Source organism: Chryseobacterium sp. SN22 (assembly GCF_008329705.1).
Classification (GTDB): Bacteria; Bacteroidota; Bacteroidia; order Flavobacteriales; family Weeksellaceae; genus Chryseobacterium.
Window position 1 is genome coordinate 1 of record NZ_VTSX01000035.1, and the last position, 16,434, is coordinate 16,434.

At 39.3% G+C, this 16,434-nt stretch carries 15 protein-coding genes, 8 tRNA genes and 1 rRNA gene; all 24 read left to right on the forward strand.

The features are described 5' to 3' along the window. A 5S ribosomal RNA gene (rrf, locus tag FY557_RS18585) occupies positions 1–84 on the forward strand; the annotation flags it as partial. Between the two features lie 194 nt (positions 85–278). Continuing rightward, positions 279–920 carry a hypothetical protein gene (locus FY557_RS18590; RefSeq protein WP_149248736.1) on the forward strand — a complete coding sequence of 214 codons (642 nt, stop codon included), beginning with the start codon at positions 279–281 and terminating at the stop codon, positions 918–920. Position 921: 1 nt separating this feature from the next. Beyond that, positions 922–1,521, forward strand: coding sequence for a hypothetical protein (locus FY557_RS18595; protein WP_149248737.1), 600 nt, complete (start codon positions 922–924; stop codon positions 1,519–1,521). A 2-nt stretch (positions 1,522–1,523) separates the two neighbouring features. Next, positions 1,524–2,237 (forward strand): hypothetical protein, encoded by a 714-nt coding sequence (locus FY557_RS18600; protein ID WP_149248738.1) that lies wholly within the window; start codon positions 1,524–1,526, stop codon positions 2,235–2,237. 113 nt (positions 2,238–2,350) lie between these two features. Then, positions 2,351–3,484 carry an AAA family ATPase gene (locus tag FY557_RS18605; protein WP_149248739.1) on the forward strand — a complete coding sequence of 378 codons (1,134 nt, stop codon included), beginning with the start codon at positions 2,351–2,353 and terminating at the stop codon, positions 3,482–3,484. Next, on the forward strand, positions 3,457–4,200 hold the full coding sequence (locus tag FY557_RS18610; RefSeq protein WP_149248740.1) for a hypothetical protein: 744 nt from the start codon (positions 3,457–3,459) through the stop codon (positions 4,198–4,200). The genes FY557_RS18605 and FY557_RS18610 overlap by 28 nt, the downstream gene beginning before the upstream one ends. Continuing rightward, positions 4,191–6,584, forward strand: coding sequence for a hypothetical protein (locus FY557_RS18615; protein ID WP_149248741.1), 2,394 nt, complete (start codon positions 4,191–4,193; stop codon positions 6,582–6,584). Before FY557_RS18610 ends, FY557_RS18615 begins: the two co-directional genes overlap by 10 nt. After that, a complete protein-coding gene (locus FY557_RS18620; RefSeq protein WP_149248742.1) occupies positions 6,574–8,271 on the forward strand; it encodes an APC family permease in 1,698 nt (565 codons plus the stop codon). Before FY557_RS18615 ends, FY557_RS18620 begins: the two co-directional genes overlap by 11 nt. Further along, entirely contained in the window at positions 8,264–9,283 is a 1,020-nt protein-coding gene (locus FY557_RS18625; protein ID WP_149248743.1) for a tetratricopeptide repeat protein, read from the forward strand. Before FY557_RS18620 ends, FY557_RS18625 begins: the two co-directional genes overlap by 8 nt. Positions 9,284–9,422: 139 nt before the next feature. Then, positions 9,423–9,548, forward strand: coding sequence for a hypothetical protein (locus tag FY557_RS20505; RefSeq protein ID WP_262713560.1), 126 nt, complete (start codon positions 9,423–9,425; stop codon positions 9,546–9,548). Positions 9,549–10,379: 831 nt separating this feature from the next. Further along, a tRNA-Ile gene (locus FY557_RS18635) sits at positions 10,380–10,453 on the forward strand. 255 nt (positions 10,454–10,708) lie between these two features. Then, positions 10,709–10,781: transfer RNA gene (locus FY557_RS18640), tRNA-Arg, on the forward strand. A 141-nt stretch (positions 10,782–10,922) separates the two neighbouring features. Then, positions 10,923–10,994, forward strand: a tRNA-Pro gene (locus FY557_RS18645). Positions 10,995–11,243: 249 nt separating this feature from the next. After that, positions 11,244–11,315, forward strand: a tRNA-Glu gene (locus FY557_RS18650). 377 nt (positions 11,316–11,692) lie between these two features. Further along, positions 11,693–11,774 (forward strand) — tRNA-Cys (locus tag FY557_RS18655). A gap of 178 nt (positions 11,775–11,952) precedes the next feature. Beyond that, positions 11,953–12,039 (forward strand) — tRNA-Tyr (locus FY557_RS18660). 388 nt (positions 12,040–12,427) lie between these two features. Beyond that, positions 12,428–12,499 (forward strand) — tRNA-Glu (locus FY557_RS18665). A 230-nt stretch (positions 12,500–12,729) separates the two neighbouring features. Next, positions 12,730–12,803: transfer RNA gene (locus FY557_RS18670), tRNA-Leu, on the forward strand. 451 nt (positions 12,804–13,254) lie between these two features. Then, positions 13,255–13,740: a ribonuclease H-like YkuK family protein gene (locus tag FY557_RS18675; RefSeq protein WP_149248745.1), complete on the forward strand. Its 486-nt coding sequence runs from the start codon at positions 13,255–13,257 to the stop codon at positions 13,738–13,740. A gap of 97 nt (positions 13,741–13,837) precedes the next feature. Next, a complete protein-coding gene (locus FY557_RS18680; protein WP_149248746.1) occupies positions 13,838–14,656 on the forward strand; it encodes a RimK family alpha-L-glutamate ligase in 819 nt (272 codons plus the stop codon). Positions 14,657–14,671: 15 nt separating this feature from the next. Continuing rightward, the gene (locus FY557_RS20435; protein ID WP_228451837.1) at positions 14,672–15,031 is read left to right on the forward strand and encodes a hypothetical protein; all 360 of its coding nucleotides are present in this window, start codon (positions 14,672–14,674) and stop codon (positions 15,029–15,031) included. Continuing rightward, a complete protein-coding gene (locus tag FY557_RS20440; protein WP_228451839.1) occupies positions 15,032–15,442 on the forward strand; it encodes an ATP-grasp domain-containing protein in 411 nt (136 codons plus the stop codon). Positions 15,443–15,456: 14 nt separating this feature from the next. Further along, positions 15,457–15,828: a cyclic-phosphate processing receiver domain-containing protein gene (locus FY557_RS18690; RefSeq protein ID WP_149248747.1), complete on the forward strand. Its 372-nt coding sequence runs from the start codon at positions 15,457–15,459 to the stop codon at positions 15,826–15,828. Then, positions 15,828–16,391: a DinB family protein gene (locus FY557_RS18695; RefSeq protein ID WP_149248748.1), complete on the forward strand. Its 564-nt coding sequence runs from the start codon at positions 15,828–15,830 to the stop codon at positions 16,389–16,391. The genes FY557_RS18690 and FY557_RS18695 overlap by 1 nt, the downstream gene beginning before the upstream one ends. Positions 16,392–16,434 lie beyond the last annotated feature (43 nt).

Consider the following 16,434-nt stretch of genomic DNA (forward strand, 5'->3'; position numbering starts at 1 on the left):
ACCTGTTCCCATTCCGAACACAGAAGTTAAGCCCACCAGCGCCGATGGTACTGCGAATAGCGGGAGAGTAGGTCGCCGCCAGTTTTTATTTTAAACCTCATACAGTAAATGTGTGAGGTTTTTTTATGTCCGTACCCCAACAAAAAAACAGAATATAAAGACACCGGGAAGGTTTAACTTTACTTAAGATAACTCTGATCATTGCTCATTACCTATTATTTATTGCTGTTTTTTAAGGAAAGTTCAGGATTTATAAATAATATTTTTATTTTTGTCGGATGACGGAAAATAAATCGCCATTTCTGGATACGCTCTTTCTACTTCGTCAGGAAGAATGTATTACGATCTTTTCGGATATTCATGATATTTCTATGAAGGAAGAGGAGAATGCCATGGATTATTTTCAGGCTGAGTTTGTAAAGGAAAGACTTGAATTTTTATCCGATACCATAGTCTGTGATCCGGAAACCGCACTATGGGCTGCGAAAGTAGTTTATTACAGCGCACAGCTCCACCTGATAAGACAAAATACAGCTAAAGATTTAAACAAGTTGATTCCTCCTTTTAAAGGAGAGAGAGAAGTTTCAACTCTGTTATCTGCCGATTTATCACTCCGGTTTTTACCTCAGATTGTTTCAGCTTTACAGATGGCTGATCCCGAAGACCCTTTGGTAAAAATGCTGAAATCTGTTTTAAAACAGTTTCACTATTCTGCCGTAGGATCTGATCTTGAGCTGGAAGGTATTAACTGGGAAGAGGAACTAAGAGATAAAACCTACCGAAAATTATATCTGGAAAGGATTGTGGAGAAAAAAGCTTATAAACTGGCTGAAATCCCTTACATCAATCAATTGCTGATTGCCGAATTCGGCCTGTACAAAGATATATTTTGGAAAGAATTAAAAACAATAACTGAATAAAATGGAAACTTACGAGAACGTATTTGAATTTTTAACGGACCCTACTAAGGAGACTTTTCTAAAATGCAGAGAATTTGTCATCAATGATCCTGCTTATGATCCTTATTCCGAAGATACAGGTAATGTTCAGGATCTTCTGAATGGAGGAAAATTTAAGGAAGTGATCAGCTATGTAAACGTTAATGTTTTATTGAGTCCGAGTGTTCATATTTTTAAATATTTTGCTCATCGGGAATTAGGTGATGAAAGAGCAATGCATATTGAAATGAGTATTGCTCAGACTCTTTTTGAATGCATTGAGAAAACGGGAGACGGGACAAGGAGCTTACCATATATTGTGACAAGGATTTCGGATGAAAGAGATTTGATCAGATACCATTTTAACAAAGAAGATACAATGCAGAGGCTTATTAAAACAGAAGATCAAATACTGGACATTCTTTCGCTGACTGACGGTTCAGAGGTATGCTTTGACATTTCTGTTCCATATCGTAGAATCGCTTTTTCATTCAGTAAAAGAAATACCGAAAAAGAAAAAGCAGAACAAAAAGTGGAGAAGCCGACAAAGAAAAACTGGTGGAATTTTTTAAGTAAAAATTAATAATGGAAATTAATACTGCCGTTACCGTCGGCTTAATCTTTTCTACATACGGCTTTTTATTCTGTATTTTGTCTTATTACGTAAACATCGGGCTTTTTAAAATGAAAGTAAAAGAAGTAAATGTCTTTTCTACATTCACCAAACCTGTTTACTCGTATGTTTTAAAAAACGGAGTTAAAGTCAGCTTCGGCTACATCCCGATTAATTATAATATAAGTTTCGATATGGGTAATTTTATATCGGATTCCGCTGAAGAAAAAAACTACTATCGAAAGCTGACTAAAAATATTGCCCTTTTTCACTTGATGATCGTTGCCTTGCTTATCATTGTTGTAAGCTCGGCAAGTCTGATGTTGGGATACAATCCGGCTAAGATTCTTAAGGACTTCATCGACAACGGTTATAATCTCATAGCAGGGAAACGGGACTTCTCAGAATTCAGGGCAATCGTCCATTCCCAATATGCAATTTACGGAAAGCATTTTTATATCTTTTTTGTGTTGATGACGTATTTTACCTTGATTGCATTTCTCATGGCATTGTCACCGTTATCGATCTATATGACCATATTTGTCATGCTTTTCATTCTGGGATCTTATTTTATAATAGGTTTAAAATATTTTGAATTGCCGATCACTTTTTATATCGATCTTTTGATTTCACTGATAGTAAGCGGATTCATCTACTTTTTATCTTTAAGATTTTTTATTAAATAAAAACAGCTGAACCTTCGTTTACATTAGTAAGTAAAACACTTAAAAAAACAGCTGCTGAATAAACCTCGCGGGTTTCACGTTTAGAAAAAGTAACCGTAAAAAAACAATAATTAATGACTCAGAATATAGAAAAACTAAATAAAGTACTCACTTATGTAAAAGATACGTTTGTCGGCAAAAATGATGTAGTGGATTTGTTGGGAATCTGTCTAGTCGCAAAAGAGAATGCCTTTTTGTACGGACCTCCCGGAACGGCAAAATCAGCAATTGTGAGAACTTTGGCTAAAACTGTAAAAGACGGGAAAAATTTTGAATACCTTCTGACCCGCTTTACTGAACCGAATGAAATCTTCGGTCCGTTCGATATCCGTAAATTAAAAGAAGGAGAACTGCTGACCAATACCGAAGGGATGATGCCGGAAGCCTCACTGGTCTTCCTGGATGAAATCTTCAACGCCAATTCGGCGATCCTGAATTCCCTGCTGATGGCTCTAAATGAAAAGATTTTTAAAAGAGGAAAAGAAACCAAACATCTTCCTGCGCTCATGTTCGTGGGAGCGAGCAACGTGCTTCCTGAAGATGAAGCACTGAATGCCCTGTTCGATCGTTTCCTTGTACGGATCAATGTAGACTATGTACATCCCGACCTTCTTCAGCAGGTGCTTTTGGCCGGAAGAAAACTGGAAAGCAATATCGGAACGGAATTCCCTGAAATTCTTTCCCATGAAATCCGCGAACTGCAGGAACTCTGTAAGACAATAGACCTGAGGCCGGTTTATGAAGTCTATTTAAATACCATCATTAATCTCAGAAATACGGGAATTGCCATTTCTGACCGTAGAGCTGTAAAACTGCAGAACCTCATCGCATCAAGTGCTTTAATCTGTGGCAGAAACGAAGCCATTCTTTCGGATCTGTGGGTGCTGAAACACATCTGGGATACCGAAGAACAGATCGAGATCCTGGAAGGAATCATCAACCGCACCATTGAAAAAGACGAACATCCCAAATCACATCCGCAGGCGATGCAAAACAAGACACCGAACCCGGAAGAAGTGATGATAGACGTAAAAATCTTAGTGGAAAAATGGAATAAAGGATTCTTGAGTTTTGAAGAACAGAATGTCATTAAAGATAAGTTAAGATACCTGCAGACCCGATGCGACTGGATCAGAAATCCCGAACAGAAACAGTATATTCAACAAGAAATCGAAAGTCTATGGCAAAAGATTCTCCAGACCGTTTAAAAGAATTCCGGGCAGAAATTCCACGTGCAGATGAAGACTTTTTAGGCTCGGTCCGTGACTGGAAAAATATTCAGATTGCTTTGGAAGAAGATGTAATATGGCTAAAAGGTTTCACAGAGGAGCAGGCGGTTTCTTCGGAAATTCAGCAGCTGCCGAATTTGATGTTGTATGAATTAAGAGACGGGCTTTTATTCCGGCCGGATGCATTGGTTCCAAGCAAAAAGATGAGAACGGCCCTGCTGTGGAATCCCATTGATAAAGCATTGCGTTTAACTTTTCCGTTATTTAATAATAATTTTTTCGGAATTGATGAGAAAATTGAAGTTAAACTAAAACCCAGCGAGGAAGAACATCCTGCAACAGCTTTGTTATGTTCGATAAAAGAGATCAGGGAAGCTGTCATTACGCTGCCAAAATTTAAATTAGAGAAAACCGACTGGATTGTTATTAATGATCAGGCTTTATTTATCGGCGATCCCTTGCTGAGTCTGCCGGGAAAAACATTCTGGTCGAAAGACGGTCATCTTTTGCCGGCTGGCTACGATTTTGAATTTAAGAACCTGAGTTCTTTATTGCAGAGAAAATATAACGCAGGCCGCGATCAGTGGCTGTTGTGGAACGGGAACGGAAGTGTTTTATCCCTTGATAAAGAAGATTTTCGAAACCTTTCCGTAAGCTCTTTCCGTCTCACTGAAAAGTCACAGGCATGGACATAACTGCTTATTTTCAATCGTATATCAATTATTTCTGGGAATGGACTACGGATGAAGATATTCCGGATGATACACGGTATCATGATAACAACCTTCTTTCGATCCCAAATGTAGGGGCGATTGCCTATAGGCCTTATGTCATTGAAATCCTTAAGGAACTAAAAGAGCACGGATTTCCGCCTTTTGGTGCTTTGCTTCTTGTTTTGTACGCGCTTCATGAAGGCTTCCTGAATCTGGATGGCGTTTTCTATCATCTGAACAGACAAAAGAGTACCTTAGCGGAAAATGATTCGGATATCGGTCTTGCCATCAAATTTTTAGAAAATATAAATGCCATTGGAGGTTCCTTCAAGAGAGGACAGAACAAGATTATTCTTTTACAAACCATTTTTAAGGAGAGTCACAATCGTGTTTCTTCCGTAAATTCAGGATTAATCTTAAAAGTATTTGAAACAAAGCCCCAAATCATAGGCGAAGCTGCTGTTAAAAAGGTTCTGACTTCAGTCGCAGTCAACAGGGATATTAAAACCTTAGCACTGCTTCAGAATAAATTTCCGACTCCGGAATCCATCGTGAATGCCATGAAAGGTTTCACGGATATTCCGGAGCTGGAAGATGAAGTAGTGGAAGAAGAAACGACGGTAGAAACCGGTTCGGATTTTATTCAGGAACTTATTGAAGAGCCGAAAACCTTTCAGGTCGGAAGCCTGATTAAAAGAATCTGGAGCGGACTGAAAATTCCGATGCGCCACCTTTCACCGGGAGAACAGCCGATCGGCGGAATTTCGGATATGACGAATAAAGGCGAGCTGCACCGGATGCTTTTGTCTGAATTTGCCAATGAAGATGATGTCTTTATGAACCGGGTGGCCAATAATGAAGCATTGTATATCCAGCGGGAAATTCCACCCGAAGAAAATATCTTCGAAAGGATTATCCTGATCGATACTTCCCTGAAAAACTGGGGAACACCGAAAGTTTTGGCATTTGCATCAGCCATTGCGGTCATTAAACATCCGAAAGCCCATTCGGCATGTAAAGTTTTTGCATTGGGACAGAACATCATCCCGATTGCTCTGGATAAAATAGATGAAGTTATTGAAAACCTAAATCAGGTAAGTCCGGTTCTGGAAGTTTCACACACGCTTGAAAGATTTTTTGAAGACGAGCATCAAGAGAAAGATCTGGAAGTATTTTTTATCACCCATCAGGAAAATTTAGTAAATCAAAATCTTCAGAGGGTTATCCATGAAAACAGGGACCGCCTGAAATTTCTGGTAACGACTTCCCAAGAGGGCGAGCTGAATTTTTACAAACATCATACAGGAACACGGAAACACATCCAGAAGATCATGCTTCCGTTGCAGGAATTATGGGCCAATCCGCCTCAACGGAAGCAGAAAAGGGAAAATAAGTTTTCAGGAGACAGCAAGAAAGCGGATGTTCCGTTTAATTACCCGGTCTTATTTCCTTCGCCGGTCAATAAAATCGCCACTTTCCTGTATGAAGGTGAATTTTATATACTAAGCAATAAAAAACAGCTGCTGAGAACCTATCTGTCGGACAATTACTACAGCCGGGATTACTATGATACCTATAAAACCCATCATGGCTGCGAGGTGTTGATTGATGGTATTTCCATAAGACCGAAAGGCCAGTTTGCATTAGCCAGAAATAAACAGGGGGATTTTATCTTATGTCAGTATCAACCTGATAGGAAATTGATTTCCAAATTAAACCTGAATACAAAAGAATATTCTGAACTGAATCTTACTGGTGAGAGAGAATTGTCACAGGGTCTTAAATTGACTTATTTTAGCAGAAAGTTTTATTTGCGCAGTAGAGAATCACCCTGGATTTTTGAAATAAATATCGATGGCACTATCAGTTTTGAATCAGTTAAGAATGATTTTGATATAGATAAAAATATTTCAAAAGTAAATACTGAAATTAAAAAATTGATAAATAGTGGAATTAAAATTTTAAACAATTTCCACAACATCGGAATCAACACAGAGAAAAGACTGGTCGTTTCCAGTAATGAGCTGAATAAATACAGTGAAGATTCCATCACGTTTGACAGAAACAATCATCCGTTGAAAATTTGTACCGAGCAGAATAAAAACAAATTCGCTTTTTCAGACGGAAGTGAAATCATTACGGATTCCCGGGGAATGCTTACTTTTAAAAGCAGCAACAAAAAGATACCGGAATTTTATATCCCTTCCACGGAATATGGAAATCTGGCACTGGCAACCCATACGGAATTCGGAGGTTCAGAATATTATTTACCGCAGAATACACTCCTGAAAGTAAGGACGATGGAAGAAATGTACGCTGATTATATGGAACGGTTTATCGATCAAATCTGGGAATATGGAACTTAGAATCAAACCTTTTCCGAAAAACAGCTATCCTAAAAAAGGACTTTTAATCAAAGGTTCCTCACCGCTCGTATGGCTTCGTGAGATGGAAATTTTAGGAATTTGTCTGAATGAGGTTCTGGCTTTCCCGGTTCCTTCCTCAGAACCCAACGTCTTATACGGATGTTTCCTGGTTTTCGAAGATCCGGCTCCGAATGACATTGGCAGAAATGCTTATTTCCAATGTATCGATAATAAATTTTTCATTCCTGAGAACACCACATTTTACCCGAAAATCAATCCGGAAGACTGGCAACAGGCCGATGCTGTATTCCTGATCATGCATCCCGGATTCGGATTGGTAAAGCTTAATGAAGAAATTGATTGGTTTTCTCTAATTCAGAATCCAAAACCTTCGGAAGATAAGGTAAGGAGACCTGCAAATGGAGTACGCATTCCACAGAAAATCGGGCACTTTACGGTGGAAATGGATGATGAAAAAATCCTGGAATCCCTGGAGAAGCCGCAGACCGAAGAAGAATGGATGAAAAACCTTCCGTTCGACTTGAAAAAGGTAATGGCCGGAAACAAAAAGGAAATTGAAAAATATTTAAAATATATCGAAAAATATCCCGACCGGGCAGTTGAGCTTGGGATTCCTCTGGATATCATGGGAACATCGAGAGGAGACGGTTTCGGGATTTTTAAATTTAAAATTCCCTGGCTGGAAAAACTCTTTGGTAAAAAAGAGGATGATCCCTTTAGTGAAAAACCTTCGGGAAGAAGCTATGCCTGGGTATTTTGGGTAGTCCTTTTAATGCTCGGATTGGCCAGGGTCTTTATGAATCTTAATAAAGACAAGACTGAAGAAAAGCCTGAAATTTCTTCAGGGAAAGTCCGGACACCCGATAAAACCGTCATGGCCCCCATGGTCGCGTACAAGTCAGGCGTTACGGATATTGATATGAAGATCGATTCCCTGTACGGGAAAAAGCGGAGGGAACTCATGAAAGAGCACATGAAGGCGTCATTAAGCATGAGCAGGCCCGATGAAAAAAGTTATCAGGAATACCTGGAAAACGGCGGACGGCCGATTGATAAAATCCAGAACGATATCTTTAAGCTGAATGATAAAACAGATGCGGCAACCGATTCCCTCAAACGGGTTTACCGGAAAAAGATTGTAAAATATCTGGCCCGGAGCGAAGGAAAAATCAGGAAAAAAATAGCAGACTCCATTCAGAAGGCAGGTTCGGGAAAACCGGCGGATGAAGGAATCGTAAAAACCATCATGAAAAAGAAAGCCGTTTTGATAGAAGATTCCCTCGGAAGGCTTTACGGAACGAAAGAATATCCGCAGGTTCCGCCTCCGGTAGTCTCATCAGATGCCGGAAGCAGCAAGGCTGAAGAAAAAAGTACCTCTTTTGCAGAGATCTTCTGGCTGATCGTAGCCATGACAGGTGCCGTAGGATTATATTCCTTTTTCGTGAAGAAAAAATCGCTGAATGTAGGAGGTGAAAATATTCCGGGCAGCACCAAGATTTTTTTAATGATTCTATTGGTCGTTATGTTGGCGTATATTTTCTATCCGCTGATCGGGATGTTCGGGTACAACTGGTTTGTATGGCTTCTCATCATCAGCATCGTATTGCTGCTGTACCGTCTTTTCAGCGAAGATAAAACCATTTTAAAATCGGATAAGGATGAATAGGCAGAAGTTCACAGACAAATTTATGGCGGCATTTTTTATTCTCGCCATCATCAAAATCATCGGAATCCTGGCGCAGCTGTTCCATCAGAGCTTTTGGAGTGTCATCGGGACCCTGGTGATCTTTGTCGTCATTGCTTTTATCATTTTAATGGTGCTGATGCAGCTTGAAAAAAAGGAAAAGGAAAAAAGTACATTGGGAAAAGGCAGAAATGGCGGAGAAAACTTTTATCTTGAAGCCTCGCTTTTTGATAAGATTAGGGACCGGTACGAAGAACTGGCCCAAAAATACATCATTGAGAAAGATTATCAAAGGGCAGCAAAAGTATATATGAATCTGCTGAAAGACTACTATCGGGGGGCAAAAACCCTGGAAGATGGAGGATTGTACAATGAAGCTGCCGTAATTTATCTTAAAAAACTGAAGAATAGATCAGAAGCCGCGAACTGTTACGAAAAAGCAAAACAGTATAAAAAAGCCATCGATCTGTACAAAGAACTCGGACAAAAAGAAAAAGCGGGAGATCTGTACAGGCTGATTAATGATACCAAGAATGCCAATATCTATTATCAGATGGTGGTTGATGATTATGTAAACAATAACCAGATGGTAAAAGGTTCCCTGATTTACCGAAAAAAAATGGAAATGCCCGATGAAGCCCAGAAAATACTTTTAAAAGGCTGGGAAGAAGACCGTGATTCATTTAATTGCCTGAATAATTACTTTGCTAATATTTCCGATCTTAAAAAACTGAATCAGCAGATCCGCGAACTGTATGAAAAAACGCCCTCTGAGAAAAAGATCATTTACCTGGAAGCCATGAAGCATGAATTTAAAAAAGATCCGGAACTCCGATCCACCGCACGGAATATTGCCTATGAAATCATTGCCGAAAAAGTAGCCACCCGTTCGGAAATCGTAAATGAACTGAAACATTTCAACCCGGAGGATGAAGTGATTCTCAAAGATATTTCAAGATATAAGATGGGAAGAAACAGAATGTTCAGGAATTAATAGATAACACCCTTAAGTATCTTCATCTGAAACACGACGGTAAAATGCAATTGAAATCGCCAGGGAAATTGCCGCTTCGGCCATAACACCTTTATATGCAATAAAAAGAATAAGGGAAATATTTCCGCATCTTTCTTTAATGGAATCCAAGGAAATTGTAATTATTGCCACTACTGAACATAAAAGTCTGTATGATTATCAGGGAAGCCTGTTTCCTGCCCTGGAAGAATTCGGCAGAATACCTGAAGAAGAAGAAAATCTATAAAAAGCTGCGAGAATAAGACCTCCGAAACCATTCGATTTTATGATCAGGATCAATAAATACTTCTTTGGCTTCGGAAAAATATTTATCTTTGCCGCAACAAATTTATGACAATACAAAGAGCACATATCAGTTTAAATCTATGCGATCGCCCTGTACTAAAGGGATCGTTTGGATATGAAGGAATGATATCGGATGAGGCGAACTGTGCTTGCTTTGAAAAATATTTACACTAATCTCGTAAAAATTAAATCAAAATACAGCAAAAACGCCTCGGTCACCGGGGCGTTTTTTGCATTTGTAGGGCAGAAATTATTTAGAATGAAAAAAAATAACCATAAAAGTGAAAAATTTTTAATAACAAATGAACAATTAATACGAAGATAAAGCGTGATCAGTAACCCGATGAGAGACAGTCATTTAGGTATAGAAGACATCTGCAGGATATTGCGGACAGAAATTCCCTACTCTAAAAACAGAATATAAAATACTGATTATCAAATATTTAATGGAAAAATAAATTTGCAGATTAAAAAAATTCGTCCTTACTTTGCAACCGAAAATTGAAAGCAACAGGTTTTCAGCTTTTCAAAAAAAACTTTTTTAAAACAAGAAAAATAAAATGAAACAATTTAACAACATATTCAATTTATCTTCAAGAGAACACGGTTTACAGCCGATGGGGCAGGGATATGCGTGTGTTATTCTTCTTGATAGTGAAATGGGTAAAAGGTGCTTATATAAATGGGTCAGCTAACAGACTGACACGTATAAAAATAGAAAGCGCCTCCCGAAAAGAGGCGCTTTTTTGATGCCGAAAAATTAAAGTAAAACAATCCCGTAGCTCAATCGGTTGGAGCATCGACCTGATACGTCGGAGGTTGAGGGTTCGAATCCCTCCGGGATTACAAAGGTGAATAGCAATGGTGAATTTTGGGCTAAATCTTCATCAAAAGTAGAAATGAAAGAAGCTTAACCGCAATTCCACTCCTTTGGAGGGGTGGCGAAAATTCTAAAAGAATTTTTGACGGGGTGGTTTTCTATAAGTGAATGGGCGTAGTGAATTTTGCTTCGCAAGTGAATGGTAATTTTTAGAATAAATTAAAATTGACCATTACCCCGAAGGAATTGACCAGCGAAGCGAATTGACGATTCACCTCAAAGGTTCCGTGGCTCAATGGATAGAGCATGGGTTTTCTAAACCCAGGGTTACAGGTTCGAATCCTGTCGGAATCACAAAAGGTCTATTGAGGTAACGGTAACCTTCCCGACTGTCTCTCGGGTACTGAGGGTTCAATTCTCGCATAGACCGCAAAGGTTCACGGAATTATCAGCACCGGCTGTCTCCCGGGAATGATAAAAAAATGAACCTGAAAACTGGAAAGATAACGGTGGTTGTTTACCCGCCTTGGACGCGGGAGGTCGCAGGTTCGAACCCTGCTTTCCAGACAAAAAGTAAATAAGCAATGGTGAATTCTGCTCCGTAAGTGAGTAGTGAATTTAAGGCTAAAGGTTAATAAAAGCACACCTGGAAAAAAGCTGAACCGCAATTCCACTCCTTTGGAGGGGTGGCAAAAATTTCGAAAGAATTTTTGGCGGGGTGGTTTTCTGGTAGTGAATGTTCAATAAGTGAATTTTTGCTTTGCAAGGGAATTTTTAGAATAGATTCAGATTACCCATCGACTATAATCATAAAACGCTCCATTCGTCTAACGGTTAGGACACCTGCCTTTCGAGCAGAAAACAAGGGTTCGATTCCCTTATGGAGTACAGAGAGTGAATATTCAATAGTGAATTTGTTGCACAACAGAAGTAAAATTGACAAGTGAAGTGAATTGACCATTCACCATTGACATTAAAAGTAATTGTTTCAAAGAGAGAAAGAAAAGCCTGCCGAGCGCAGACGATCTTTAAGCCAAAAAAACACAAAATATACAGGCGGGCTTTTTCTTAACCTCGGAAACTAAAAAATGAAATAAAGGAAACATAATATAATTTTTAGTGAAAATAAAGTCTGTCCAAGCGCAGAAGTTCTTACATCAAATAAAAATAAGACAGACTTTGTTTTTTATGAAGATCAATATCAATCATCATTCATCCATTATAAAAGAGGTAAAGATTATTCATTACCCATTGCTCATCAAAATGATGGTTCGCCGAAGTGGGAGAGTCGGGGCGGTCTGCAAAACCGTTGCGTAAGCTGAGTGGGTTCGAATCCCATAGCCATCTCAAATAACTAAAATGAGATTAGTTCCGGAGAAAAAGAAAAAGCCTGTCGGGCGCAGAAGTTCTTATATCAAACAAAAAATAAGACAGGCTTTATTTTTCTTCACAGGAAATTAAAATTAGAATTGGAAATTTAGTATAAAATATTACTCATTGCCAATTATTTATTACTCCTAAAAAAGGAAGCACGCCGAAGCTGGAGAGTCGGGGCAGACTGTAAATCTGTTGCTTTACTGCTGAGCAGGTTCGAATCCTGCTGCTTCCACCAACCGCTGATAATGTAACGGCAGCATGCAGGAAATGTACTCTTGTTGTTCGGGTTCGATTCCCGGTCAGATGGTCAAAGGTGAATGGTGAATTTTGCTTTGCAAATGAATAGTGAATTTTAGAGCTAAAGCTTTATCAAAAGTACACTTTAGCAAACCTTAACCTTAATTCCACTCCTCTGGAGGAGTGGCGAAAATTCCGAAAGAATTTTTGACGGGGTGGTTTTACGTGTGAATTGCGGATGATGAATATTACTCCGCAAGTGAATGGTTAATTTTATAACGCATTAATATCGACCATTGACCCGAAGGAATTCACAATTGACAAAAGGAAACGGTGAATTGTACTTCGCAGGTGAAAGCCAGGCAGATCGGAGTTCGTAATCAAATGCTCTATTCGTCTAACGGTCAGGACGCCTGCCTTTCGAGCAGAAAACAAGGGTTCGATTCCCTTATAGAGTACAAAAGACAAATGATGAAAAAAGTGAATCTTGTCTTGCCATTAAATTGATGAGCAAAGGAAATGAGTGATTCACAAAAACAATAGAGAGAAGGCTTTGTCAAGCGCAGAAGATCTTACAAAACATAACAGGTAACGTTTTAATAGACAGTCTTCTCCTATTTTTTACAGATGAGCTGATGAATGCTGATTGATCGCAGCTTGTCTGTTACCAACAATCAATTATAAATCTGCGGGAATGGTGGAATTGGCAGACACACCTGATTTAGGCTCAGGTTTTTGGGGGTTCGAATCCCTCTTCCCGTACAGAATATAAGTAATGATGAAGTATGATTTAGATTGCCAATTATTCATTACTTATAAAACTGATTCATAGTGTAATTGGTCAGCACACAAGACTTTGGCTCTTGTTGTCCAGGTTTGAAATGCGGAGCATTCGTGAATTCTTTAAATGAAGTATTAGATTCATGAACAATCCTGATGAATCAACAAAAGGTGAATGGTCAATGGTGAATTTTGCTCTGCAAGTGAATGGTGAATTTTAGAGCTAACGCTTAATCAGAAGCACGCCAGGCAAAACCCTTAACCGCAATTCCACTCCATTGGAGGGGTGGCGTAAATTCTGAAAGAATTTTTGACGGGGTGGTTTCTCACGGACGAAGAGTAACAGCTGGTTAAGACTTATAAAAATTGTCCATTGACCTTCAGGCATTAACAATAATAACAAATTAACATTTAAACAAAACATGTAGAAAAAATGGAAACGCAACAAGAAACATGGCAGAACATGAACGGAAAAATCTTCCGCAATCCTATCACCCAGCTGGTAGAAGAAGCCATCCTCCGCGAACAGGCCTGTGGCCACCGACTGAAAGTATGTGTGGGATCGGATTCCCATGTGTATGGTGATGCGATCAATTATGCTACGGCAGTCGTATTTATCCGGGAGGGAAAAGGAGCGTTTACCTTTATCAGAAAAGAAAGAGAATTCCAGCGGATCAGCATCAAAGAACGGATGCTGAATGAAGTCAACAAATCCGTAGAAATTGCCTATGCCATCTGTGCGGTGCTGGATGCTTATGGAGTGGAAATGGAGGTACACGCAGACATCAATACCGATCCGGATTTCAAATCCAATGTCGCATTAAAAGATGCGATGGGATATATTCTCGGAATGGGGTACGTGTTCAGAGCGAAACCTTTTGCCTTTGCCAGCTCCAACTGCGCCGATATGATGGTGTAACAGGCAGGAAGCAGGATGATGGAGGCCGGAAGTTTTTTAACAGTGGTCTTGACTTCTATCATCCGGCTTTTATTTTAAATCTAAAAAATTAAAAACCATGAAAACCATTTTAATCATCAACGGAGAAAAATACTGGCCGGATTATTTCGCAGGATATCATGTCGTTCAGAAGAGAATCCAGGCATTGGAATGTATAGTAAAGGATTCGTCATTATATTTTATTGATCTTGAAGGAGTCTGTAAGCCGGATATTGTTTTCTGGCGGTTGGGTGCCGTAAATCCCGAAGCAAAGCACAGGAGCATTTTGGAATTGATCGACTATTTCGGAATTCCCTGCGTAAATGCAGCATCAACATTATTGATGGGGTACGACCGGTTGTCCATGCTGAACAGATTAAAAAAAATCGGCTTGCCGGTTATCGTTTTTAATGTGGCCAGCGCAACGACCCAACTGAAAAATCTTAAGATGGAATTCCCTTTCGTCGTTAAAGTGGGAAACCATCACGGCGGATACGGAAAAAGCCTGGTTACAAACGAAGAACAATGGGAAGAACTGAAAGACCTGCTGTTTATTCACAACGATTATGTGACGACGGAACAATTTATCGATTATCAATATGACATCCGCTACCTTGCTGTAAATGATAAGGTGTGGGCGATGAAAAGGAAAGGCAGATATTGGAAAGCCAATTCTTTAACCCGGGAATATCAGCTCATCGAACCGGAGGAAGAATGGATTGGAAAAGTAAAACAGCTGAAGGAAGACATCCGGGCTGATATTGTGGCGATTGATGTCCTTCAAACGGAAAACGGAGAAAAGTTCATTTTGGAATATAATGACATCCCCGGCTTATCAGGATTTCCTGAAGAAGCAAAAATAGAATTGTCAGAGACTGTAAAAAATAGATTCAAATAATAAAAACTAATAACCATGTTTTTTTTAGTTCAGGCAAATGTATATCTCGATCCCGATCATCATAAAATTTTTGATGTTCTGGAAGAATTGAATATTGATTATAGTATTATCAATATTCCTCCGGCGGCGGAGAAAATAGATTTTGAAACAGACCGGAAAGATGTTTTCGTGTACGGATCCGTAACCATCGCCAGGCTGGCTAAACAGAATGCCGGTTGGTTTCCGGGTTCTTTTTACGGAGGCAACCACCTGTATGAAGTCTATTCTGAATATTACGGAGCGCATCTTCTGAATCATGAAGTTATGGTCTGCAAAATTTCAGAAAAGCTGATCTGGGAAAAAGATGTAAAGAAATTCATCAAGCCCTATAAGTAGATTTTTACAGGCAGGGTTTTAAACGAAACCGAATGGAAGGATTTTGTATGTGAAACTTTAAAAAGTTCATCCAACAGGATCACGGCAGACTCTGTAATCCAGGTTTCCGAAGCAAAAAGAACGTTGAAAGAAGCAAGATTATGGATCGTGGGTGGGCAGATTATTGATGCCGGATATTATAAATTTAATGACCGGGTTCCTTTCGAGGAAAAAGTTTCAGAGGACGGACTTGCTTTTGCCAGGGAAATGCTCCGGCTTTTTAATCTTGAAAAAGCTTTTGTCATGGACATCTGTTTAACAGATGAAGGCTGGAAGATCGTTGAGATCAACTGCATCAACAGTTCGGGATTTTATCCGAATACGAATGTGAAAAGTATCATCAAAGCGTTGAATGTTTACTTTTCAGAATAAAATATAACAAAACCATGGAAACAACAAAAAGACTATTATTCCTGGATGACATCAGATATCCGAAGGATGCGTATCAGTATACCGGACAGGAGATTTTTCAACGAAAAGACTGGCACATCGCACAAGATTACCAGGAGTTTGTCGACTGGATCCTTGAAAATGGACTTCCGGATATGATCTCTTTTGACCATGATCTTGCAGACCGGCATTATCTGAATCCGGATAGTCTGGATTTTGTTGAAAAGACAGGCTACGATTGTGCAAAATGGCTGGTAGAATATTGCATGGATCATTACCTTGACTTACCGGAATTCTACTGTCATTCCATGAATCCGGTAGGAAAGCGGAATATCGAAAGCCTTTTAAACAATTTTAAAAAACGGTGATGGATATTTTCAGATTTATACAGGAAATAAAAACCCATTTGCAGCTTAGCTTTGATGAGGTAGACCGATGGTTTGAGAAAAAAAGAAGAACGTTGGATCATCAGCCTTCAAACGGAGGCTGGACGGTCCGGCAGATTCTGGAACATATTTATCTGACGAACTTTTATCTGCTCATCCTTATCGAAAAAGGTGCAAAAAAAGCACTCCGGAATTATTCGACTCCGGATCTGGCTGTTGAAATACGAAATTATGTTTTCGACAGGGAAAAGTTTGAAGAAGTAGGAGAATACGGTGCCTTTGAATGGATCAGACCCGAACATATGGAACCGAAAGGGGAAATGGAATTACATGAAATCAGAAGCCTGATCTCCATGCAATATCACCAGTGCTTAATTTATCTGGACCGGATGAAAAATGGAGAAGGACTACTCTGCAGAACCACGATGACCGTGAACGGATTAGGAAAAATTAATGTTTACGAATATATTTATTTCCTATCGCTTCATGCCAAAAGGCACCTGACCCAGATGAAAAATAATGAATCAGAACTTAATACTCCATAAAATATACACATCAGATAATTTGATTGTAGGCAGAATGAAAAAA

Excerpts from the sequence above, each read along its gene's own strand:
- FY557_RS18590 (WP_149248736.1), top strand. The coding sequence starts at position 279 with ATGACGGAAAATAAATCGCCATTTCTGGATACGCTCTTTCTACTTCGT.
- FY557_RS18595 (WP_149248737.1), top strand. The coding sequence starts at position 922 with ATGGAAACTTACGAGAACGTATTTGAATTTTTAACGGACCCTACTAAG.
- FY557_RS18600 (WP_149248738.1), top strand. The coding sequence starts at position 1,524 with ATGGAAATTAATACTGCCGTTACCGTCGGCTTAATCTTTTCTACATAC.
- FY557_RS18605 (WP_149248739.1), top strand. The coding sequence starts at position 2,351 with ATGACTCAGAATATAGAAAAACTAAATAAAGTACTCACTTATGTAAAA.
- FY557_RS18610 (WP_149248740.1), top strand. The coding sequence starts at position 3,457 with ATGGCAAAAGATTCTCCAGACCGTTTAAAAGAATTCCGGGCAGAAATT.
- FY557_RS18615 (WP_149248741.1), top strand. The coding sequence starts at position 4,191 with ATGGACATAACTGCTTATTTTCAATCGTATATCAATTATTTCTGGGAA.
- FY557_RS18620 (WP_149248742.1), top strand. The coding sequence starts at position 6,574 with ATGGAACTTAGAATCAAACCTTTTCCGAAAAACAGCTATCCTAAAAAA.
- FY557_RS18625 (WP_149248743.1), top strand. The coding sequence starts at position 8,264 with ATGAATAGGCAGAAGTTCACAGACAAATTTATGGCGGCATTTTTTATT.
- FY557_RS20505 (WP_262713560.1), top strand. The coding sequence starts at position 9,423 with ATGGAATCCAAGGAAATTGTAATTATTGCCACTACTGAACATAAAAGT.
- FY557_RS18675 (WP_149248745.1), top strand. The coding sequence starts at position 13,255 with ATGGAAACGCAACAAGAAACATGGCAGAACATGAACGGAAAAATCTTC.
- FY557_RS18680 (WP_149248746.1), top strand. The coding sequence starts at position 13,838 with ATGAAAACCATTTTAATCATCAACGGAGAAAAATACTGGCCGGATTAT.
- FY557_RS20435 (WP_228451837.1), top strand. The coding sequence starts at position 14,672 with ATGTTTTTTTTAGTTCAGGCAAATGTATATCTCGATCCCGATCATCAT.
- FY557_RS18690 (WP_149248747.1), top strand. The coding sequence starts at position 15,457 with ATGGAAACAACAAAAAGACTATTATTCCTGGATGACATCAGATATCCG.
- FY557_RS18695 (WP_149248748.1), top strand. The coding sequence starts at position 15,828 with ATGGATATTTTCAGATTTATACAGGAAATAAAAACCCATTTGCAGCTT.